This window comes from Erwinia sp. 2186 (assembly GCF_057812255.1).
Genome location: NZ_CM173824.1, coordinates 1,211,372 through 1,228,664 on the forward strand (window position 1 = coordinate 1,211,372; position 17,293 = coordinate 1,228,664).

General features: G+C 53.3%; 18 protein-coding genes. 15 read left to right on the top strand and 3 right to left on the bottom strand.

All coding sequences use genetic code 11. The features are described from left to right. The first annotated feature begins 1 nt into the window (after position 1). On the top strand, positions 2-583 hold the full coding sequence (gene grpE / locus ACXKZG_RS05590; RefSeq protein WP_013203441.1) for a nucleotide exchange factor GrpE: 582 nt from the start codon (positions 2-4) through the stop codon (positions 581-583). Positions 584-632: 49 nt separating this feature from the next. On the opposite strand, the gene ung is transcribed toward grpE, so the two are convergent. Then, positions 633-1,313: a uracil-DNA glycosylase gene (gene ung, locus ACXKZG_RS05595; RefSeq protein WP_013203440.1), complete on the bottom strand. Its 681-nt coding sequence runs from the start codon at positions 1,311-1,313 to the stop codon at positions 633-635. A 282-nt stretch (positions 1,314-1,595) separates the two neighbouring features. Between ung and grcA the strand changes: the two genes are divergently transcribed. Then, entirely contained in the window at positions 1,596-1,979 is a 384-nt protein-coding gene (grcA, locus tag ACXKZG_RS05600; protein WP_134822583.1) for an autonomous glycyl radical cofactor GrcA, read from the top strand. Between the two features lie 245 nt (positions 1,980-2,224). On the opposite strand, the gene srmB is transcribed toward grcA, so the two are convergent. Continuing rightward, positions 2,225-3,556 carry an ATP-dependent RNA helicase SrmB gene (gene srmB, locus ACXKZG_RS05605; protein ID WP_013203438.1) on the bottom strand — a complete coding sequence of 444 codons (1,332 nt, stop codon included), beginning with the start codon at positions 3,554-3,556 and terminating at the stop codon, positions 2,225-2,227. 132 nt (positions 3,557-3,688) lie between these two features. Here srmB and trmN point away from each other — a divergent pair, with 132 nt between their 5' ends. Beyond that, positions 3,689-4,426 (top strand): tRNA(1)(Val) (adenine(37)-N(6))-methyltransferase TrmN, encoded by a 738-nt coding sequence (gene trmN / locus ACXKZG_RS05610; RefSeq protein WP_488875826.1) that lies wholly within the window; start codon positions 3,689-3,691, stop codon positions 4,424-4,426. A 4-nt stretch (positions 4,427-4,430) separates the two neighbouring features. Here the strand turns inward: trmN and nadB are convergent, their stop codons facing one another. Next, complete coding sequence (nadB, locus tag ACXKZG_RS05615; RefSeq protein WP_488875827.1) at positions 4,431-6,032, bottom strand: L-aspartate oxidase; 1,602 nt, start codon at positions 6,030-6,032, stop codon at positions 4,431-4,433. A gap of 473 nt (positions 6,033-6,505) precedes the next feature. Here nadB and rpoE point away from each other — a divergent pair, with 473 nt between their 5' ends. From rpoE to acpS, 12 genes are all read left to right on the top strand, one after another. Next, a complete protein-coding gene (gene rpoE / locus ACXKZG_RS05620; RefSeq protein WP_013203435.1) occupies positions 6,506-7,081 on the top strand; it encodes an RNA polymerase sigma factor RpoE in 576 nt (191 codons plus the stop codon). A 30-nt stretch (positions 7,082-7,111) separates the two neighbouring features. After that, positions 7,112-7,768 carry an anti-sigma-E factor RseA gene (gene rseA, locus ACXKZG_RS05625; RefSeq protein WP_488875828.1) on the top strand — a complete coding sequence of 219 codons (657 nt, stop codon included), beginning with the start codon at positions 7,112-7,114 and terminating at the stop codon, positions 7,766-7,768. Further along, positions 7,768-8,724, top strand: a complete 957-nt coding sequence (rseB, locus tag ACXKZG_RS05630) for a sigma-E factor regulatory protein RseB (RefSeq protein WP_013203433.1) — start codon at positions 7,768-7,770, stop codon at positions 8,722-8,724. The genes rseA and rseB overlap by 1 nt, the downstream gene beginning before the upstream one ends. Next, a complete protein-coding gene (gene rseC, locus ACXKZG_RS05635) occupies positions 8,721-9,185 on the top strand; it encodes a SoxR-reducing system protein RseC (RefSeq protein WP_013203432.1) in 465 nt (154 codons plus the stop codon). Before rseB ends, rseC begins: the two co-directional genes overlap by 4 nt. A 202-nt stretch (positions 9,186-9,387) precedes the next feature. Next, positions 9,388-10,533 carry an ABC transporter substrate-binding protein gene (locus ACXKZG_RS05640; RefSeq protein ID WP_488875829.1) on the top strand — a complete coding sequence of 382 codons (1,146 nt, stop codon included), beginning with the start codon at positions 9,388-9,390 and terminating at the stop codon, positions 10,531-10,533. 286 nt (positions 10,534-10,819) lie between these two features. Further along, positions 10,820-12,619 carry a translation elongation factor 4 gene (gene lepA / locus ACXKZG_RS05645; RefSeq protein WP_013203430.1) on the top strand — a complete coding sequence of 600 codons (1,800 nt, stop codon included), beginning with the start codon at positions 10,820-10,822 and terminating at the stop codon, positions 12,617-12,619. Between the two features lie 25 nt (positions 12,620-12,644). After that, entirely contained in the window at positions 12,645-13,607 is a 963-nt protein-coding gene (gene lepB, locus ACXKZG_RS05650; RefSeq protein WP_013203429.1) for a signal peptidase I, read from the top strand. Positions 13,608-13,743: 136 nt separating this feature from the next. After that, positions 13,744-14,424, top strand: a complete 681-nt coding sequence (gene rnc / locus ACXKZG_RS05655; RefSeq protein ID WP_013203428.1) for a ribonuclease III — start codon at positions 13,744-13,746, stop codon at positions 14,422-14,424. Beyond that, complete coding sequence (gene era / locus ACXKZG_RS05660; RefSeq protein WP_013203427.1) at positions 14,421-15,326, top strand: GTPase Era; 906 nt, start codon at positions 14,421-14,423, stop codon at positions 15,324-15,326. The genes rnc and era overlap by 4 nt, the downstream gene beginning before the upstream one ends. A gap of 5 nt (positions 15,327-15,331) precedes the next feature. Next, positions 15,332-16,066 (top strand): DNA repair protein RecO, encoded by a 735-nt coding sequence (gene recO / locus ACXKZG_RS05665; RefSeq protein ID WP_013203426.1) that lies wholly within the window; start codon positions 15,332-15,334, stop codon positions 16,064-16,066. 77 nt (positions 16,067-16,143) lie between these two features. Beyond that, entirely contained in the window at positions 16,144-16,875 is a 732-nt protein-coding gene (gene pdxJ, locus ACXKZG_RS05670) for a pyridoxine 5'-phosphate synthase (RefSeq protein WP_488875830.1), read from the top strand. Next, on the top strand, positions 16,875-17,255 hold the full coding sequence (gene acpS, locus ACXKZG_RS05675; RefSeq protein WP_013203424.1) for a holo-ACP synthase: 381 nt from the start codon (positions 16,875-16,877) through the stop codon (positions 17,253-17,255). Before pdxJ ends, acpS begins: the two co-directional genes overlap by 1 nt. Positions 17,256-17,293 lie beyond the last annotated feature (38 nt).

Below are 17,293 nucleotides of genomic sequence, written 5' to 3' on the forward strand. Positions count from 1 at the left end.
CATGAGTAGTAAAGAACAGAACACCCCAAACGAGCAAGTCTCAGACGATATCGAGATGGAGCAGGCGCAGAATCAGGGCGCAGACACAGCCGAAGCGGTCGATCCGCGTGATGAGCGTATTGCCGAGCTGGAAGTCCAGCTGGCACAGTCTCAGGGTGGCGTACGTGAAGCTCAAATCCGTGCCCAGGCTGAGATTGAGAACATCCGTCGCCGTACCGAACTGGACGTCGAAAAAGCGCACAAATTTGCGCTGGAAAAATTTGCCAACGAACTGCTGCCAGTGATCGATAGCCTGGAGCGCGCGCTGGAAGTGGCTGACAAAAGCAATCCTGAACTGAACTCAATGGTCGAAGGGATTGAGCTGACGCTGAAATCTTTGTTGGGCGCAGTCCGTAAATTCGGTGTGGAAGTGATTGGTGACATTAACGTGCCGTTCAACCCTGAATTGCACCAGGCGATGTCGATGATGGAATCTGAGGATGTGGCGCCAAACCACGTTCTGATGGTGATGCAACGTGGTTACACGCTGAATGGCCGTCTGCTTCGTCCGGCGATGGTTGCCGTAGCGAAAGCCAAAGCGTAATCGCGCTGACCCAGTAAAAAAGCACCCTCGGGTGCTTTTTTTTATGCTGTTATTCCGGCAAAACCGGCTGCCAGTCGATCGGTTTTTCGCCGTGCTGCTCCAGCCATTCGTTGGTGCTTGAAAAATGACCGCTACCAAAAAAGCCACGATGGGCTGAGAGTGGGGAAGGGTGAGGTGCCAGCAACACATGGTGCCGCTGACGATCGATAATGCTGCCTTTCTTTTGCGCATGTGCGCCCCACAGCAGGAATACCACCCCTTCGCGATGTTCGTTAATCGCAGCGATCACTCTGTCGGTAAAGGTTTCCCAGCCAAATTTCGCGTGTGAATGGGCATTGCCGCCTTCAACAGTTAAAACGGTGTTGAGCAACATCACGCCCTGACGTGCCCAGCTCTCGAGGAAGCCGTGCTGCGGACGGATGAAACCGGGAATGTCTGTAACCAGCTCTTTGTACATATTCACCAGTGATGGCGGCACAGCCACGCCAGGCAGCACTGAGAAGGCCAGACCATGTGCCTGATTGGGGCCGTGATAAGGGTCCTGACCGAGGATCACCACTTTGATATCCCCTAATTCCGTCATTCTTAGCGCGTTGAACACATCTTTCTGAGGCGGATAGACGATTTTGCCCGACGCACGTTCATGAGCCACTTTGGCCAGCGTTTCAATGAAATAGGGCTTCTCTTTTTCCTCTGCCAGCACGTCGTGCCAGGTCAGTGTGTTGGCCATTATCGCCTCCTTAACATTTAAGCCGTGTAGCTTAACGTGGAACCGCGATCGGTAAAACTTAAAATATTGTTGATATTTTACAAAAAAATATGAAGCGGGAGTTTGACGAAAATTGAGCTAAATCATTAAGTTGTTCAGGGATGCATTTTCATCCGCGGCAGAATATTGATTTTGGTCAAAGAGGCACCACCTTCGGGCTGATATACAGATCGGATATGAGTCAATCCTGCTCCATTATCCTTGCTGATAGTTATCAGCCCTGAACTGCCTGGAGGCACAATCATGATTACCGGAATTCAAATTACTAAAGCATCCAACGCCGGTCTGCTGAACTCATTCTGGCTGCTGGACGATGAGAAAGCCGAAGCACGCTGCGTGTGTGCCAAAGAAGGTTACAACCAGGATCAGGTTGTGCCGGTCAGTGAGTTAGGCCAAATCGAATACCGTGAAATTCCGCTGGAAGTGAAGCCGGAAGTGCGTGTGGAAGGCGGTCAGCATCTTAACGTGAACGTGCTGCGCCGCGAGACGCTGCAGGATGCTGTCGATCATCCTGAAAAGTATCCTCAGCTGACAATCCGCGTTTCGGGTTATGCGGTGCGTTTCAATTCATTGACGCCAGAACAGCAGCGCGATGTGATCGCCCGTACCTTCACAGAAAGTCTGTAATAATCGAAGAGATTCTAACTGATATCGCTATGAAAATAAGATGGGTGTTGAAAAGTGCATCAGCGCTATTTTCATTGTAATGTGATGAAAGTTAGAGAAAATGAGTCATTGTTGTTTCAGGGGTAAATCGGACTGAGGCAACAATGCCCATTTTATGGTTGAAAAGTTGTTGGAACCGTTATTTTACTGCATCACCGACATAAAAAAACCGCCTGCTAAGGGCGGTTTTTTGTTGTGCGGTGCAATTATTCAGCACTGTCCGGTTTAGCCACTGCTGTAGGCTTACGACGCTTACCAATGTTCTTGGTATCGCGATGGCGCTCTTTCGCTCGCGGCTGCGCTTCTTTCGCTTCGGTCTGTTTAAGCTCTTTGCGCTTGGCCAGCACTTTCTTCGACGGCTTGCCGTTCAGCTTCTCACTCGGCGGACGAGTAGTTGGACGCAGCTCGTCAATGGTGCGGGATTTCAGCGGCTCTTTGATGTAGCGAGTCACTTTACCCAACAACACGTTGTCGTGTGCTTCAACCAGCGAAATCGCGATGCCTTTCTTACCCGCGCGGCCAGTACGACCAATACGGTGCAGGTAGGTGTCGGAGGTGCGTGGCATATCGAAGTTGAACACGTGGCTGACATCTTCAATGTCGATACCGCGCGCGGCAACATCGGTTGCAACCAGCACGTTTACACGGCCATCCACCACACGTTTAATCGCTTCGTTACGCTTGAACTGCTCCAGTTCGCCTTCCAGATAGCTGGTGTTAATGCCCGCTTCACGCAGCCAGCCACACAGCTCGTGCACACGCTCACGTTTACGCACAAACACCACGGAGCGGGTGACTTCAGGCTGTTTCAGCATGTGGATCAACAGCGCGGTTTTATGCTTAACGTCATCTGCGCGATAGTACCACTGCAGAATTTTTTTACGTTCGCGGCGGGCCGGATCGGCTTCAATTTCTTCCGGCTCGTTCAGCAGACGTTCAGAGAAGTCTTTAATTGCATCGCCTTCCAGCGTGGCGGAGAACAGTAATGTCTGTTTGCGCCAGCGGGTTTCAGCCGCGATGGTTTCGATATCCTGGGCAAAGCCCATGTCCAGCATGCGGTCCGCTTCATCGAGGATCAGCGATTCTACCGCGCGGCAGTCAAAGTTCTCTTCTTTGATGTACTGCAACAGACGGCCGGTGGTGGCGACCACGACGTCCTGGTTTTCGCTGAACACTTCCGCGTGGTTCATATACGCAACGCCACCGGTTATCGTCGCGATATCCAGATGGGTGTATTTAGCAAGCTCACGGGCCTGATCGGCAACCTGCATCGCCAGTTCGCGCGTCGGCGTTAAGATCAGAACGCGCGGCGGTCCGGATTTTTTACGGGGGAAGTCGAGCAAATGCTGAAGCACGGGCAGCAGATAGGCCGCCGTTTTGCCTGTACCGGTTGGTGCCGAACCCAGAACGTCACGACCCTCCAGTGCAGGCGGGATCGCAGCGGCCTGGATAGCCGTAGGGCGTGTATAGCCCTTCTCCTGCAATGCTTTCAGCAGGCTTTCATCTAGTTCGAGTTCGGAAAAAGTGGTTACAGTCATGGTCTACCTCAGTTTGGGGCGCTGATTATAGACAGATTGAACACGATCTTCATCTGTTTGTGTGGTCTGAATGACTTTTCCTTACGAGGATATTGTCCTATGCTAGCGCCGTTTCCATTTCAGGTCAGTCAAATGTCTCAACAGAAAGCGGTCCTTCGGTCCAACGGATTTACCTTCAAACAGTTTTTTGTCGCCCACGATCGCTGTGCGATGAAGGTTGGAACCGATGGCGTGTTGCTGGGTGCCTGGGCGCCAGTCGCAGGTGCGCAACGCGTGCTGGATATCGGCACCGGCAGCGGGTTGATTGCACTGATGCTGGCTCAGCGAACCGGGCAGGACGTTGAGGTTGATGCCGTTGAGCTGGACGAGCAGGCCGTTGGTCAGGCGCGGGAAAATGCCGCCGAGTCCCCCTGGGCAGACAGAATTCACGTCTGGCAGGACGACATTGTTCACTGGTCAAAAAACGCTGAGCAGCGTTACTCGCTGATCGTCAGCAATCCGCCGTATTTTGTGCCCGGAACTGACTGTGCCAGCCCTGAGCGCGCATCTGCTCGTTATACCACGGATTTAACGCACGATGTGTTGCTGAGCTGCGCGGAAGAATTAATTACCGAGGAAGGCTATTTCTGTGTGGTGCTGCCAGCCTCAGCGGGAGAAAAACTGGTTGAGCTGGCTCAACAGCGCGGCTGGCATCTGCATTGCCGTACGGATATATCGGATACCGAAATGCGCCCGCCGAATCGCGTGCTGTTGGCACTGTCACCCAAACCCGGCGAACCGTTTGTTGATCGTATGACGATTCGCGGGCCAGACCACAATTATTCCGAAGTGCATTGCAGCCTGACGCGCGATTTCTATCTGTTCCGCTAACTCACTACGGCGAGAGAAGGGTAGGCTTCGCCTCATCCAGCAGCTCGGGATAATCGAGCGTGAAATGCAATCCACGGCTCTCCTTTCGCTCCATCGCACAGCGGACAATCAGCTCCGCAACCTGCACCAGGTTACGCAGCTCCAGCAGGTTATTTGAGATGCGGAAGTTAGCGTAGTACTCGTCAATTTCCTGTTGCAGCATATTGATGCGGCGAAGCGCGCGCTCAAGACGTTTCGTGGTGCGCACGATCCCCACGTAGTCCCACATCAACAGGCGAAGCTCGTGCCAGTTATGCTGGATCACTACGCGTTCATCAGAATCATCGACCCGGCTTTCATCCCACTGCGGCAAGCTTTCCGGCATGCTGACGTCCTGCAGATGCTGATTGATGTGCTCCGCTGCCGACCAGCCGTAAACCAGACACTCCAGTAGCGAATTCGATGCCAGACGGTTCGCGCCATGCAGACCGGTATAGCTGACTTCGCCAATGGCATACAGCCCGGTGATATCCGTCAAACCCTGGCGATCGACGACCACGCCGCCGCAGGTGTAATGGGCGGCAGGAACAATGGGGATCGGCTCTTTGGTTAGGTCAAAGCCCAGCGTTTGCAGTTTCTCATCGATCATCGGGAAATGCGCACGGATGAATTCAGCCGGTTTATGGCTGATATCCAGATACATGCAATCTGCCCCCAGCCGCTTCATTTCGTGGTCGATTGCGCGGGCGACAATGTCGCGCGGGGCCAGCTCAGCGCGTGGATCGAAGTCGGGCATAAAGCGACTGCCATCGGGACGCTTGAGGATCGCGCCTTCGCCACGCAGCGCTTCCGTTAAAAGGAAATTACGGGCGTCGGGATGGAACAGGCAGGTGGGATGAAACTGGTTGAATTCAAGATTGGCGACCCGACAACCCGCACGCCAGGCCATCGCGATGCCATCCCCTGAAGCCACATCCGGATTGGTGGTGTATTGATACACCTTGGCGGCGCCGCCCGTGGCCAGCACCACAGAACGTGCCCGGCAGGTTTCCACCTTTTCGCGCCTACGGTTCCAGATGTAGGCGCCGACCACGCGGCGTTCGCCCGGCAGACCAATTTTGTCAGAGACAATCAAATCCACCGCATTGCTGCGTTCAATAATATGAATGTTGGGATGGCTCAATGCCTGGCTGACCAGTGTGGTTTCGACCGCACGACCGGTCGCATCCGCACTGTGCAGAATTCTACGATGGCTGTGGCCACCTTCGCGGGTCAAATGGTAACGACCTTCCAAAGCGTCCGGGTTTTCTTTATCAAACAGCATGCCGTTATCAATCAACCACTGAACACAGTGGCGCGCATTGCTGGCGATGAACGAGACCGCGTCCCTGTCGCACAGGCCGCCACCGGCAATCAAGGTGTCTTCAACATGAGATTCAATGCTGTCCGTCTCATCGAAAACGGCGGCTATTCCGCCCTGAGCATAAAAGGTTGAGCCTTCGCTAACCGGGCCTTTACTCAATACGGTGACCTGATGCTTTTCCGCCAGGCGCAACGCTAAGGTCAGGCCCGCGGCACCGCTACCAATGATCAACACGTCACAGCTGTATTCAGGAGAAGAAGTCATAGTGTTTAATTTACTAAACAGGTTGTTTGCTGAGCATAGCACTCAACTTCGGGACGAAAAAAGGCTTTTTCTTTGTCAACAGGCAGAGTGTGAGCTGGTCGAGACTTTCGCAAATGTAAGAATTAAGTCAATTTGCGTCAATTAAGCGAGGATAAGGTTTAATATTGAGAACAGCCTTGGATTACCGTGATTTTAAGGTGAAAAAGCGGGCTCCATGGGGTACTCTGCGGCGTTGACGGGGCACTTTTTGCTAACATGCGAAAGTGCAAAGGGGGGCAGTGGCTGCTTAATCAGTCAGAAATCATAAAAATGATCGCTGATTTATCCTTTTCCGGCAGAACATCACAAATATAATGGCGCAACGGAACTTTACTCATGATGATCACTCAAAGCGGATGCTTGCTCGAAAAATATGAGTTATTGCGGGTAGTTCAAGAACGCGTGGAACAAGATTTGGGGAGACATTACCTCGGATGAGCGAGCAGTTAACGGATCAGGTTCTCGTTGAGCGAGTACAGAAAGGAGATCAGAAGTCATTTAACTTACTGGTGGTTCGCTACCAGCACAAAGTGGCGAGTCTGGTTTCCCGTTACGTCCCCTCCGGAGATGTGCCTGACGTAGTGCAGGAATCCTTTATAAAAGCCTATCGTGCGCTGGAATCTTTCCGTGGCGACAGTGCGTTTTATACCTGGCTCTACAGAATCGCCGTCAATACGGCCAAAAATTACCTGGTTGCTCAGGGGCGTCGTCCACCGGCGAGTGATGTGGATGCAATAGACGCCGAAAACTTCGAAAGTGCAGGAGCACTGAAAGAAATTTCGAACCCTGAGAACTTAATGTTGTCTGAAGAATTGAAGCAGATAGTTTTTCGCACCATTGAGACGCTGCCTGAAGATCTCCGTATGGCGATCACCCTCAGGGAGTTGGATGGTTTGAGCTACGAAGAGATAGCCGCCATTATGGATTGTCCGGTCGGTACGGTACGTTCCCGTATTTTCCGTGCGCGAGAAGCTATTGATAATAAAATTCAACCGCTTATCCAACGCTAGTCATAGCGTACACAGGAAGGGTACTGAGGCATGCAGAAAGAACAACTTTCCGCTTTGATGGATGGTGAGGCTTTAGATAATGAAGTTTTATCCGCATTGTCTAAAGACGCTACGCTGCAGAAAAATTGGGAAAGCTATCACCTGATCCGCGACACTATGCGTGGCGATGTGGGTCAGGTTATGCATTTCGATATTGCCGCACGCGTTGCCGCCGCCATTGAACTTGAGGCGGTCAACAAAACCACGACGCTGATCCCTGAAGCGCAACCCAAACCAGAGCGCTATGAAAATATGCCGTTCTGGCACAAGGTGCGTCCATGGGCTGCCCAAATCACTCAGATTGGAGTTGCTGCGTGTGTGTCATTGGCCGTGATTGTTGGTGTTCAGCATTACAACCAGCCGCAGGATGGCCAGCCACAATCCGATTCGCCGGTGTTTAACACGCTGCCGATGATGGGGCAGGCGTCACCTGTTAGCCTTGGTGTACCTTCTTCTGAAAGTGCGACCAACAACACCAATGCCAGCCAGCAGGTGCAGGACTCGCGTCGTCGCGTGAATGCCATGCTGCAGGATTATGAATTGCAGCGTCGTTTGCATTCCGACCAGCTCCAGTTTGAGCAGGCACCCGATCAGCAAGCCGCTGTTCAGGTTCCCGGTAATCAGTCGTTAGGAATTCAGCAGCAGTAATGAAGCAACTTTGGTGTGCCGTCAGCCTAATGGCTGGCAGCCTGATGTACTCCAGTGTCGCCCCGGCGGAATCAACCACCTCCGGGGCGCTCTTGCAACAGATGGAGCAGGCCAGCCAGTCTCTCAGTTATGAATTCGCCTATATCAACGTTTCTCGGTTAGGGATTGAATCCTTACGCTATCGTCATGCAATGCTGGGCAATAAAGTCTACGCTCAGCTGCTGCAGATGGATGGCCCGCGCCGTGAGATTATTCAGCGTGGGAGCGAAATAAGCTATTTCGAACCTGGCCTGGAGCCCTTTACCCTGCCTGGCGACCATATTGTCGATTCACTTCCTTCCCTCGTGTATGCCGATTTCCGCAAGCTAGCCGACAACTATGATTTTGTTGCGGTTGGGCGTACCCGTATCGCCGATCAGCTGTGCGAAGTGATCCGCATTGTGGCGCGTGATGGAACCCGTTACAGCTATATAGTCTGGCTGGACAGCGAAACCAAACTGCCTTTGCGGGTTGATTTGCTGGACCGCGATGGCGAAACGCTGGAGCAATACCGCGTGATTAGCTTTGCGGTAGACGATGGCGTGAAGAACGTGATGAAGGTGCTGGAAAAATCCACGCTTCCTCCCGCGTTGTCCGTGCCACCCAGCGAGAAAGTGGCATTAAAGTGGAAAGCCGACTGGTTACCTACCGGCATGAAAGAAGTGACACAGAGTCGCCGACAGATCCCCTCAATGAATAAACCGGTTGAGTCGCGTCTATACTCAGATGGCTTGTTCAGCTTCTCCATCAACGTCAGCGCAGCGGATAAAAACAGTTCTCCGCAGCTAATGCGCACTGGGCGTCGTACGGTGCAGACTGAAGTGCGTAATAATGCGGAAATAACTGTCGTTGGCGAACTGCCACCGTCAACCGCCAAGCGTATTGCAGATGCGGTCAATTTAGGATCAACACCATGATGAGAGAATGGGCCACTGTGGTCTCCTGGAACAACGGCATTGCTACGCTGCATTCAGAAATCAAAACCTCCTGCAGCAGCTGTTCTGCGCGGAAGGGTTGCGGCAGCCATATGCTGGATAAGCTGGGGCCGAAAAATGCGCACGTAATGAAAGTCGCCAGCGCCGAGCCGTTAGCTGCCGGTCAGCGGATTGAGCTGGGGATTGCCGAAAAAAGTCTGCTCAGTTCAGCGCTGCTGGTCTATATGACGCCGTTGGTCGGACTGTTTATCGTCGCTGGCCTGTTTCAGGCATTGTTTCACACCGATATTGCCGCAGTATCTGGCGCGTTGCTCGGTGGGGTTGGTGGCTTCATCCTGGCGAAAGGCATCTCCACGTATTTGGGGAAATCGGCCTCATTCCAGCCTGTTATTTTAAGCGTTGCTCTACCACCTGATGCACTGCGCGTAGAGACAGATCGCTAAGCTTGCCAACCTGCCGTGTTAACGGCGGGTTTCTCCTTTCTGCTTCTAATCTTGCCGATAAAGTGACGCCGATCTCACTTTTCTTACGCTCCCTCTGAAACATTACGAAATCCCCGGACACATGTTGTTTTCAATTTGCTAACGTCGTAGCATGCTGGTTCTTTGATGATAATGATTATCATTACTTTTTCTGGGGTAAGTCATGCAACATCGTTTGGCCAGGTTCTGTGTCTTTGTTGGTTGTCTGTTATTTTCGGTCTCTTCACTGGCGGCGCCTTTTGTGGTGGAAGATGTCAGTGGTCGAAAAGTCGAAATAAAATCGCCGGTTAAAAGGATTATCCTCGGGGAAGGGCGGCAGATTTTTTTGCTGGCTGCTTTTGATACCGAAGCACCTTTCCAGCGTGTTGTCGGCTGGCGTGACGATCTGCCGAAGGCGGATTTCGACAGCTATCAGAATTACGAAAAGAAATACCCTCAGATCAAAAATCTGCCCACCTTTGGCGGGGCGAAAGACGGCACCTTCAACATTGAACAGGCGCTGACGCTGAAGCCCGATCTGGTGTTGATGAACCTCGAATCTAAAGCGGCAACCGATGAAGGCCAGCTGATTGATAAGCTGAGCAAACTGGGCATCCCGGTAGTCTTTATCGATTTCCGTGAGAAGCCGTTTGAAAATGCGGAGAAGAGCATTCACATCATGGGCCAGCTGGTCGGCAATCCGAAAAGAGCAGATGAAATCATCGCTTTCCGCCGTCAGCAGGTCGAGATCGTCACCGAACGTCTCAAAAACTACCAGGGTAAACGTCCTTCAGTGATGTTGGATCGCGCCGGTGGCTACACGGAAGAGTGCTGCATGTCCTTTGGCGATGAAAACTTTGGCCGAATGGTGGAGGTTGCCGGTGGCCGTAATATCGCCAAAGGGCTGATCCCAGGCACCTTTGGCATGCTCAACCCTGAGCAAATCATCAGCTCAAACCCGGATGTGGTGATTGTGACGGGTGCTAACTGGAAAAATTACAACACCGCCAACGGTTGGGTGGGTGTGGGGCCAGGCGCCGACCAAAAGGAAGCGATTAAGCGTCTGCAAGCGCTGATGGTACGTCCTGCCTTCAGAACCTTACCGGTCGCCAGCAATGGCAACGTTCATGCTATCTGGCATCAGTTCTATGACAGTCCCTATAACTTTGTGGCGATTCAGGCGATGGCCAAATGGCTGCACCCGGATTTGTTCAAAGATATCGATCCCGATGCCACCTTCCGTGAATTCCATCAACGCTTCCTGCCGCTGGCGTATCAGCCAGGTTATTGGGTGACCTTACCGGCAAAGAATCCACCGGCAACGCCATAACCGCTTTTCATTATCTGAATAAAGGCCGCCATGCGGCCTTAATTGATCGTGACAGTCCAAAGCGCCTATTTTGGTTACGCCATTGCGCTTTACAGAGAGATTTTGTTTATAAAATGACACCTCCGGTTGCGAATTTGATGTCCGGCTATGTATGTGAATTCTTTCGTGCAAGGGGCTAACAGTGTAAGATGCGTGCTCATTGATGGCGGGTACATTGCATGAAGTGTTAATAGCTGTGTCCACCGCGAGAATTAAACCGAACGTTTAAGCGAAAATATTCATATAAATGAAGCATATAAGAAACTTTTCTGTCATCGCTCATATCGACCACGGCAAATCAACGCTCTCCGACCGTTTGATTCAAATTTGCGGTGGCCTGACCGAACGTGAAATGGCCGCACAGGTTCTGGATTCCATGGATCTGGAACGTGAACGCGGTATTACCATTAAGGCGCAAAGCGTAACCCTCGCGTACCATGCGCCGGACGGTGAAACTTACCAGCTCAATTTTATCGACACCCCAGGCCACGTAGACTTCTCTTATGAAGTCTCCCGCTCGCTCGCGGCTTGTGAAGGTGCATTGCTGGTGGTAGATGCCGGTCAGGGCGTTGAAGCTCAGACGCTGGCAAACTGCTACACCGCGATGGAAATGGATCTGGAAGTAGTACCGGTGCTGAATAAGATCGATCTGCCCGCGGCAGATCCGGATCGCGTTGCCCAGGAAATTGAAGACATCGTCGGCATTGATGCCACCGATGCGGTGCGCTGCTCGGCAAAAACCGGCGTTGGCGTACCGGACGTGCTCGAGCGTTTAGTGCGTGACATCCCACCGCCAGAAGGCGATCCGGATGGCCCACTGCAGGCGCTGATTATCGACTCATGGTTTGATAACTACCTTGGCGTTGTGTCGTTGATCCGTGTGAAAAACGGCACGCTGCGCAAAGGCGAAAAAGTCAAAGTCATGAGCACCGGCCAGACCTACAACGCTGACCGTCTGGGTATCTTCACGCCGAAGCGCGTGGATCGTGATGCCCTGAACTGCGGTGAAGTTGGCTGGTTGGTATGTGCCATCAAAGACATTCTTGGCGCACCTGTCGGCGATACGCTGACGCTGGCGCGTAACCCGGCAGACAAAGCACTGCCAGGCTTTAAAAAAGTGAAGCCGCAGGTTTATGCCGGTCTGTTCCCAATCAGCTCTGACGATTATGAAGCCTTCCGTGATGCGCTGGGCAAACTGAGCCTGAACGATGCTTCGCTGTTCTATGAGCCAGAAAGCTCTACGGCGCTGGGCTTCGGCTTCCGCTGTGGCTTCCTGGGTCTGCTGCACATGGAGATCATTCAGGAACGTCTTGAGCGTGAATATGACCTTGAGCTGATCACCACCGCGCCAACCGTGGTTTATGAAGTGATCACCACCTCAGGCGAAACCGTCTATGTTGACAGCCCGGGTAAACTGCCGCCGCTGAACAACATCGAAGAGCTGCGTGAGCCGATTGCCGAGTGTCATATGCTGTTGCCACAGGAATTCCTCGGCAACGTTATCACCCTCTGTATCGAGAAGCGCGGCATGCAGACCAACATGGTGTATCACGGAAACCAGGTTGCCCTGACGTATGAAATTCCGATGGCTGAAGTGGTTCTCGACTTCTTCGACCGTCTGAAGTCGACCTCGCGTGGTTACGCCTCGCTGGATTACAACTTCAAGCGCTTCCAGACGTCTGACATGGTTCGTGTCGATGTACTGATTAACTCTGAGCGTGTTGATGCGCTGGCGCTGATCACTCACCGTGATAACGCCCCTTACCGTGGTCGCGATCTGGTTGAGAAGATGCGTGAGCTGATCCCTCGCCAGCAGTTTGATATTGCGATTCAGGCAGCGATTGGTACCCATATTATTGCCCGTTCTACCGTTAAGCAGCTGCGTAAAAACGTCCTGGCGAAATGCTACGGCGGTGACGTCAGCCGTAAGAAAAAGCTGTTGCAGAAGCAGAAAGACGGTAAGAAACGTATGAAGCAGGTTGGTAACGTTGAGCTGCCACAGGAAGCGTTCCTTGCCATACTCCATGTTGGTAAAGAAAGTAAATAAGCCCTAAGGCTACGAGGGAACTGGAATGGCTAATATGTTCGCCCTGATTTTGGCGATTGCGACCTTGATCACCGGGATAATCTGGTGCATTGATAAATTCAAGTGGGCGCCAGCCCGCAAGGCCAGGTTGGCCGAAGCTAGCGCAGCTGCTGGTAGCACAGGGGAGCAGGATAAAGCCACTAAACAGCCAGGTTGGGTAGAAACGGCAGCGTCCGTCTTCCCGGTGCTGTTGCTGGTGTTTGTGGTGCGTTCGTTTATTTACGAGCCTTTCCAGATCCCGTCCGGTTCCATGATGCCAACGCTGTTGATCGGCGATTTCATCCTGGTTGAGAAGTTCGCTTATGGGATTAAAGATCCGATCACCCAGACCACGCTGATCCCAACCGGGCATCCTAAGCGCGGCGATATCGCGGTCTTTAAATATCCGAAAGATCCGAGCATGGATTACATCAAGCGTGTAGTAGGCTTACCGGGTGACCACGTGGTTTATGACCCGCAGAGCAAAACCGTCACCATCAATCCCGCTTGTGCCCAGCAGAGCTGTGATAAAGCGGTGCCGGTGACCTATTCCGATGTACAGCCAAGTGATTTTATCCAGACCTTCAGCGGCTTTGACGGTAATGAAGTGGGCAACGGCTTCTACGAGAAACCGCAGGGCGAATCAATGCAAGGTGGCCTTCGTCTGGCGACCCGCAATGAAACGCTGGGTGACGTAACGCACCGCATTCTGCTGGTCACTCAGGCACAAAGTCAGGCCAGCTCGTACTATCAGCAGCCTGGTCAGCCTCAGTCAAGCTGGGTCGTGCCGCAGGGCATGTACTTTATGATGGGCGACAACCGTGATAACAGCGCAGACAGCCGTTATTGGGGCTTCGTGCCGGAGAAGAATCTGGTAGGCAAAGCGACAGCCATCTGGATGAGCTTTGACAAGCAGGAAGGGCAATGGCCAACCGGCGTTCGCCTGAGCCGCATTGGCGGTATTCACTGAGTTTGTCGGTAGACATGTTCAGTTAAACGGGTGGTTGCCCTGCGGGGCAGCCACTGCACACGAAACAGTTTCGTGTTGGCCTGGCCAGCCCTGTTCCGTGTGCAGAATTATTGACGCATTCAGATATTGGTAACACATGAACCCCATTGTAATAACCAGGCTCCAGCGGAAGTTGGGCTACACTTTTACTCATCAGGAACTGTTGCAGCAGGCGCTTACTCACCGCAGTGCCAGCAGCAAACATAACGAAAGACTGGAATTTCTGGGCGACTCGATCCTCAGCTACGTGATCGCCAATGCGCTTTATCAACGTTTTCCCCGTGTGGATGAAGGTGATATGAGCCGCATGCGCGCCACGCTGGTGCGCGGTAACACGCTGGCAGAAATGGCCCGTGAGTTTGACCTGGGCGAATGCCTGCGTCTTGGGCCTGGCGAGCTGAAAAGCGGCGGATACCGTCGTGAATCAATCCTTGCCGATACCGTCGAAGCGCTGATTGGTGGCGTCTTCCTGGACAGCGATATTCAGAACGTTGAAAAGCTGATCCTCGAATGGTATGCCAGCCGACTGGAGCAAATCAGCCCAGGCGATAAACAGAAAGATCCAAAAACGCGTCTGCAGGAATATCTGCAGGGTCGTCATCTGCCGCTGCCCTCCTATCTGGTGGTGCAGGTGCGTGGCGAAGCGCATGACCAGGAATTTACTATTCACTGCCAGGTTAGCGGCATGGCAGAACCGGTTGTAGGAACCGGCTCCAGCCGTCGCAAAGCCGAGCAGGCAGCCGCCGAACAGGCGCTGATTAAGCTAGGACTTGAATGAACGAAGAAACTACCCATTGCGGCTTTATTGCTATCGTAGGCCGTCCAAACGTCGGGAAATCCACCTTACTGAACCAGTTACTGGGGCAGAAGATCTCGATCACCTCGCGCAAGCCACAGACCACGCGCCACCGTATTATGGGCATCCATACTGAAGGGCCTTACCAGGCCATCTATGTGGATACCCCCGGCCTGCATATGGAAGAGAAGCGGGCGATCAACCGTCTGATGAACCGTGCAGCCAGCAGCTCCATCGGCGATGTTGAGCTGGTGATTTTTGTGGTTGAAGGCACCCGCTGGACAGCGGATGACGAGATGGTGGTCAACAAGCTGAGAGACAACCGCGTACCGGTTCTTCTGGCGATCAACAAAGTTGATAACATCACTGATAAGAGCATTCTGCTGCCCCATATGCAGTTCCTCAGCCAGCAGATGGACTTTATGGACGTGGTGCCAATCTCTGCCGAAAGCGGCAAGAATGTTGATACCATCGCCAGTATCGTGCGTAAGCGTCTGCCGGAAGCGGTTCACCACTTCCCGGAAGATTACGTTACCGACCGCTCGCAGCGCTTTATGGCATCAGAAATCATCCGTGAAAAACTGATGCGTTTCCTCGGTGCTGAGCTGCCGTATTCGGTGACCGTTGAGATTGAGCAGTTTGTGACTAACGCCCGCGGCGGTTATGACATCAATGGCCTGATTCTGGTTGAGCGTGAAGGCCAGAAAAAGATGGTTATTGGTAACAAAGGCACCAAGATCAAAACCATTGGTATCGAAGCGCGTAAAGACATGGAAGAGATGTTCGAGCAAAAAGTGCATCTTGAATTGTGGGTGAAAGTGAAGTCTGGCTGGGCGGATGACGAGCGTGCTCTTCGTAGCCTGGGCTACACCGACGACCTTTGATCCCTATGGAAGGCTGGCAGCGCGCATTCGTCCTGCATGGACGTCCCTATAGCGAAACCAGCCTTCTGCTCGACCTGTTTTCTGAGAATTACGGCCGTATTCGGGTGCTGGCCAAAGGCGCCCGAGGCAAACGTTCCAGCCTGAAAGGGGCACTACAACCTTTCACTCCCTTACTGGTCCGTTGGGGCGGGCGCGGCGAAGTTAAAACGCTTCGTGGCGCTGAGCCCATCTCCCTTGCTTTGCCTCTTTCTGGTCTGACGCTCTACTGCGGCCTGTACGTTAACGAGCTGCTGTCACGGGTACTGGAGCAGGAAACCGCGTTTACCGAACTCTTCTTCGATTATCTCTATTGTCTTCAGGCACTGGCTGCGGTCACTGGCTCACCCGAACCGGCACTCCGGCGCTTTGAGCTGGCCATGCTGGGTCACCTGGGCTATGGCGTTGACTTCATGCATTGCGCCGGCAGCGGGGAAGAAGTGGCCGATGGAATGACCTATACCTATCGCGCGGAGAAAGGCTTTATCGCCAGCCTGGTGATGGGCAATAACACCTTTACCGGTCGTCAACTGCGCGCGCTGGAAGAGCGGTCATTCCCGGATATCGATACCTTACGGGCGGCGAAACGCTTTACCCGCATCGCACTGAAGCCCTATCTCGGCGGAAAGCCACTCAAAAGCCAGGAGTTGTTCCGTCAGTTTGTGCCGAAAAAACGCGCAGACGTGCTGCCGGACGAAGAGTAAAGCCATCAGGCCGTTCCGGTCAGCGTGCCGAACGTTGTACACTGCTTTCACTCATTGCAAAAATTCCGAGGATTGTCATGGCTGAGTTGTTGTTAGGCGTCAATATCGATCACGTTGCAACCGTGCGTAATGCGCGTGGCACAAACTATCCCGATCCGGTGCAGGCAGCATTCGTCTCCGAGCAGGCAGGTGCCGATGGCATCACCGTGCATCTGCGTGAGGATCGTCGCCACATTACCGATCGCGATGTGCGCATCCTGCGTCAGACCATCCAGACCCGCATGAATCTTGAAATGGCCGTCACCGATGAAATGGTGGATATCGCCTGCGAAATCAAACCGCATTTCTGCTGCCTGGTCCCCGAGAAGCGTGAAGAAGTGACCACCGAAGGCGGTCTGGACGTAGCCGAACAGCTGGAGAAAGTCACCTATGCGGTGACGCGTCTCGCTGAAGCCGGGATCCTGGTGTCGCTGTTTATCGATGCGGATCATCGCCAGATTGATGCCGCTATGGCATCCGGCGCGCCGTACATTGAAATTCATACCGGTGCGTATGCGGAAGCCGAAGAAGGGCGCGAGCGTCACGCAGAATTTATCCGCATCAAAGATGCTGCAGCCTATGCCGCAGGCAAAGGGCTGAAGGTCAATGCGGGTCACGGTCTGACCTATCACAACGTCCAGCCTATCGCCGCGCTGCCGCAGATGCATGAACTGAACATCGGCCACGCGATCATCGGCCGTGCTGTGATGAGTGGGCTGGCGGACGCGGTTAAAGAGATGAAAGCGCTGATGCGGGAAGCGCGTCGCTAATGGCTATTCTGGGCCTCGGCACCGATATCGTGGAGATCGCACGCATTGAAGGGGTGATTTCCCGTTCCGGCGACCGGCTGGCAAAACGCGTGCTGAGTGACAATGAGTGGGCGCAATACCAGGCTCATCAGCAGCCGGTGCGTTTTCTGGCCAAGCGCTTTGCGGTAAAAGAGGCGGCAGCAAAAGCCTTTGGCACCGGGATCCGTGGTGGCCTGGCGTTCAACCAGTTTGAAGTGTACAACGACGAATTGGGTAAGCCGGGACTGCGTTTCTTCCTGCAGGCGCAGGAAGTGGCGAAAAAGCTGGGCGTGGCGCATGTCCACGTCACGCTGGCTGACGAAAGGCATTACGCCTGCGCGACGGTCATTATTGAAAACTGATCAACAACCCGGGTTGAGCACAGCTTGCCCGGCTGCTT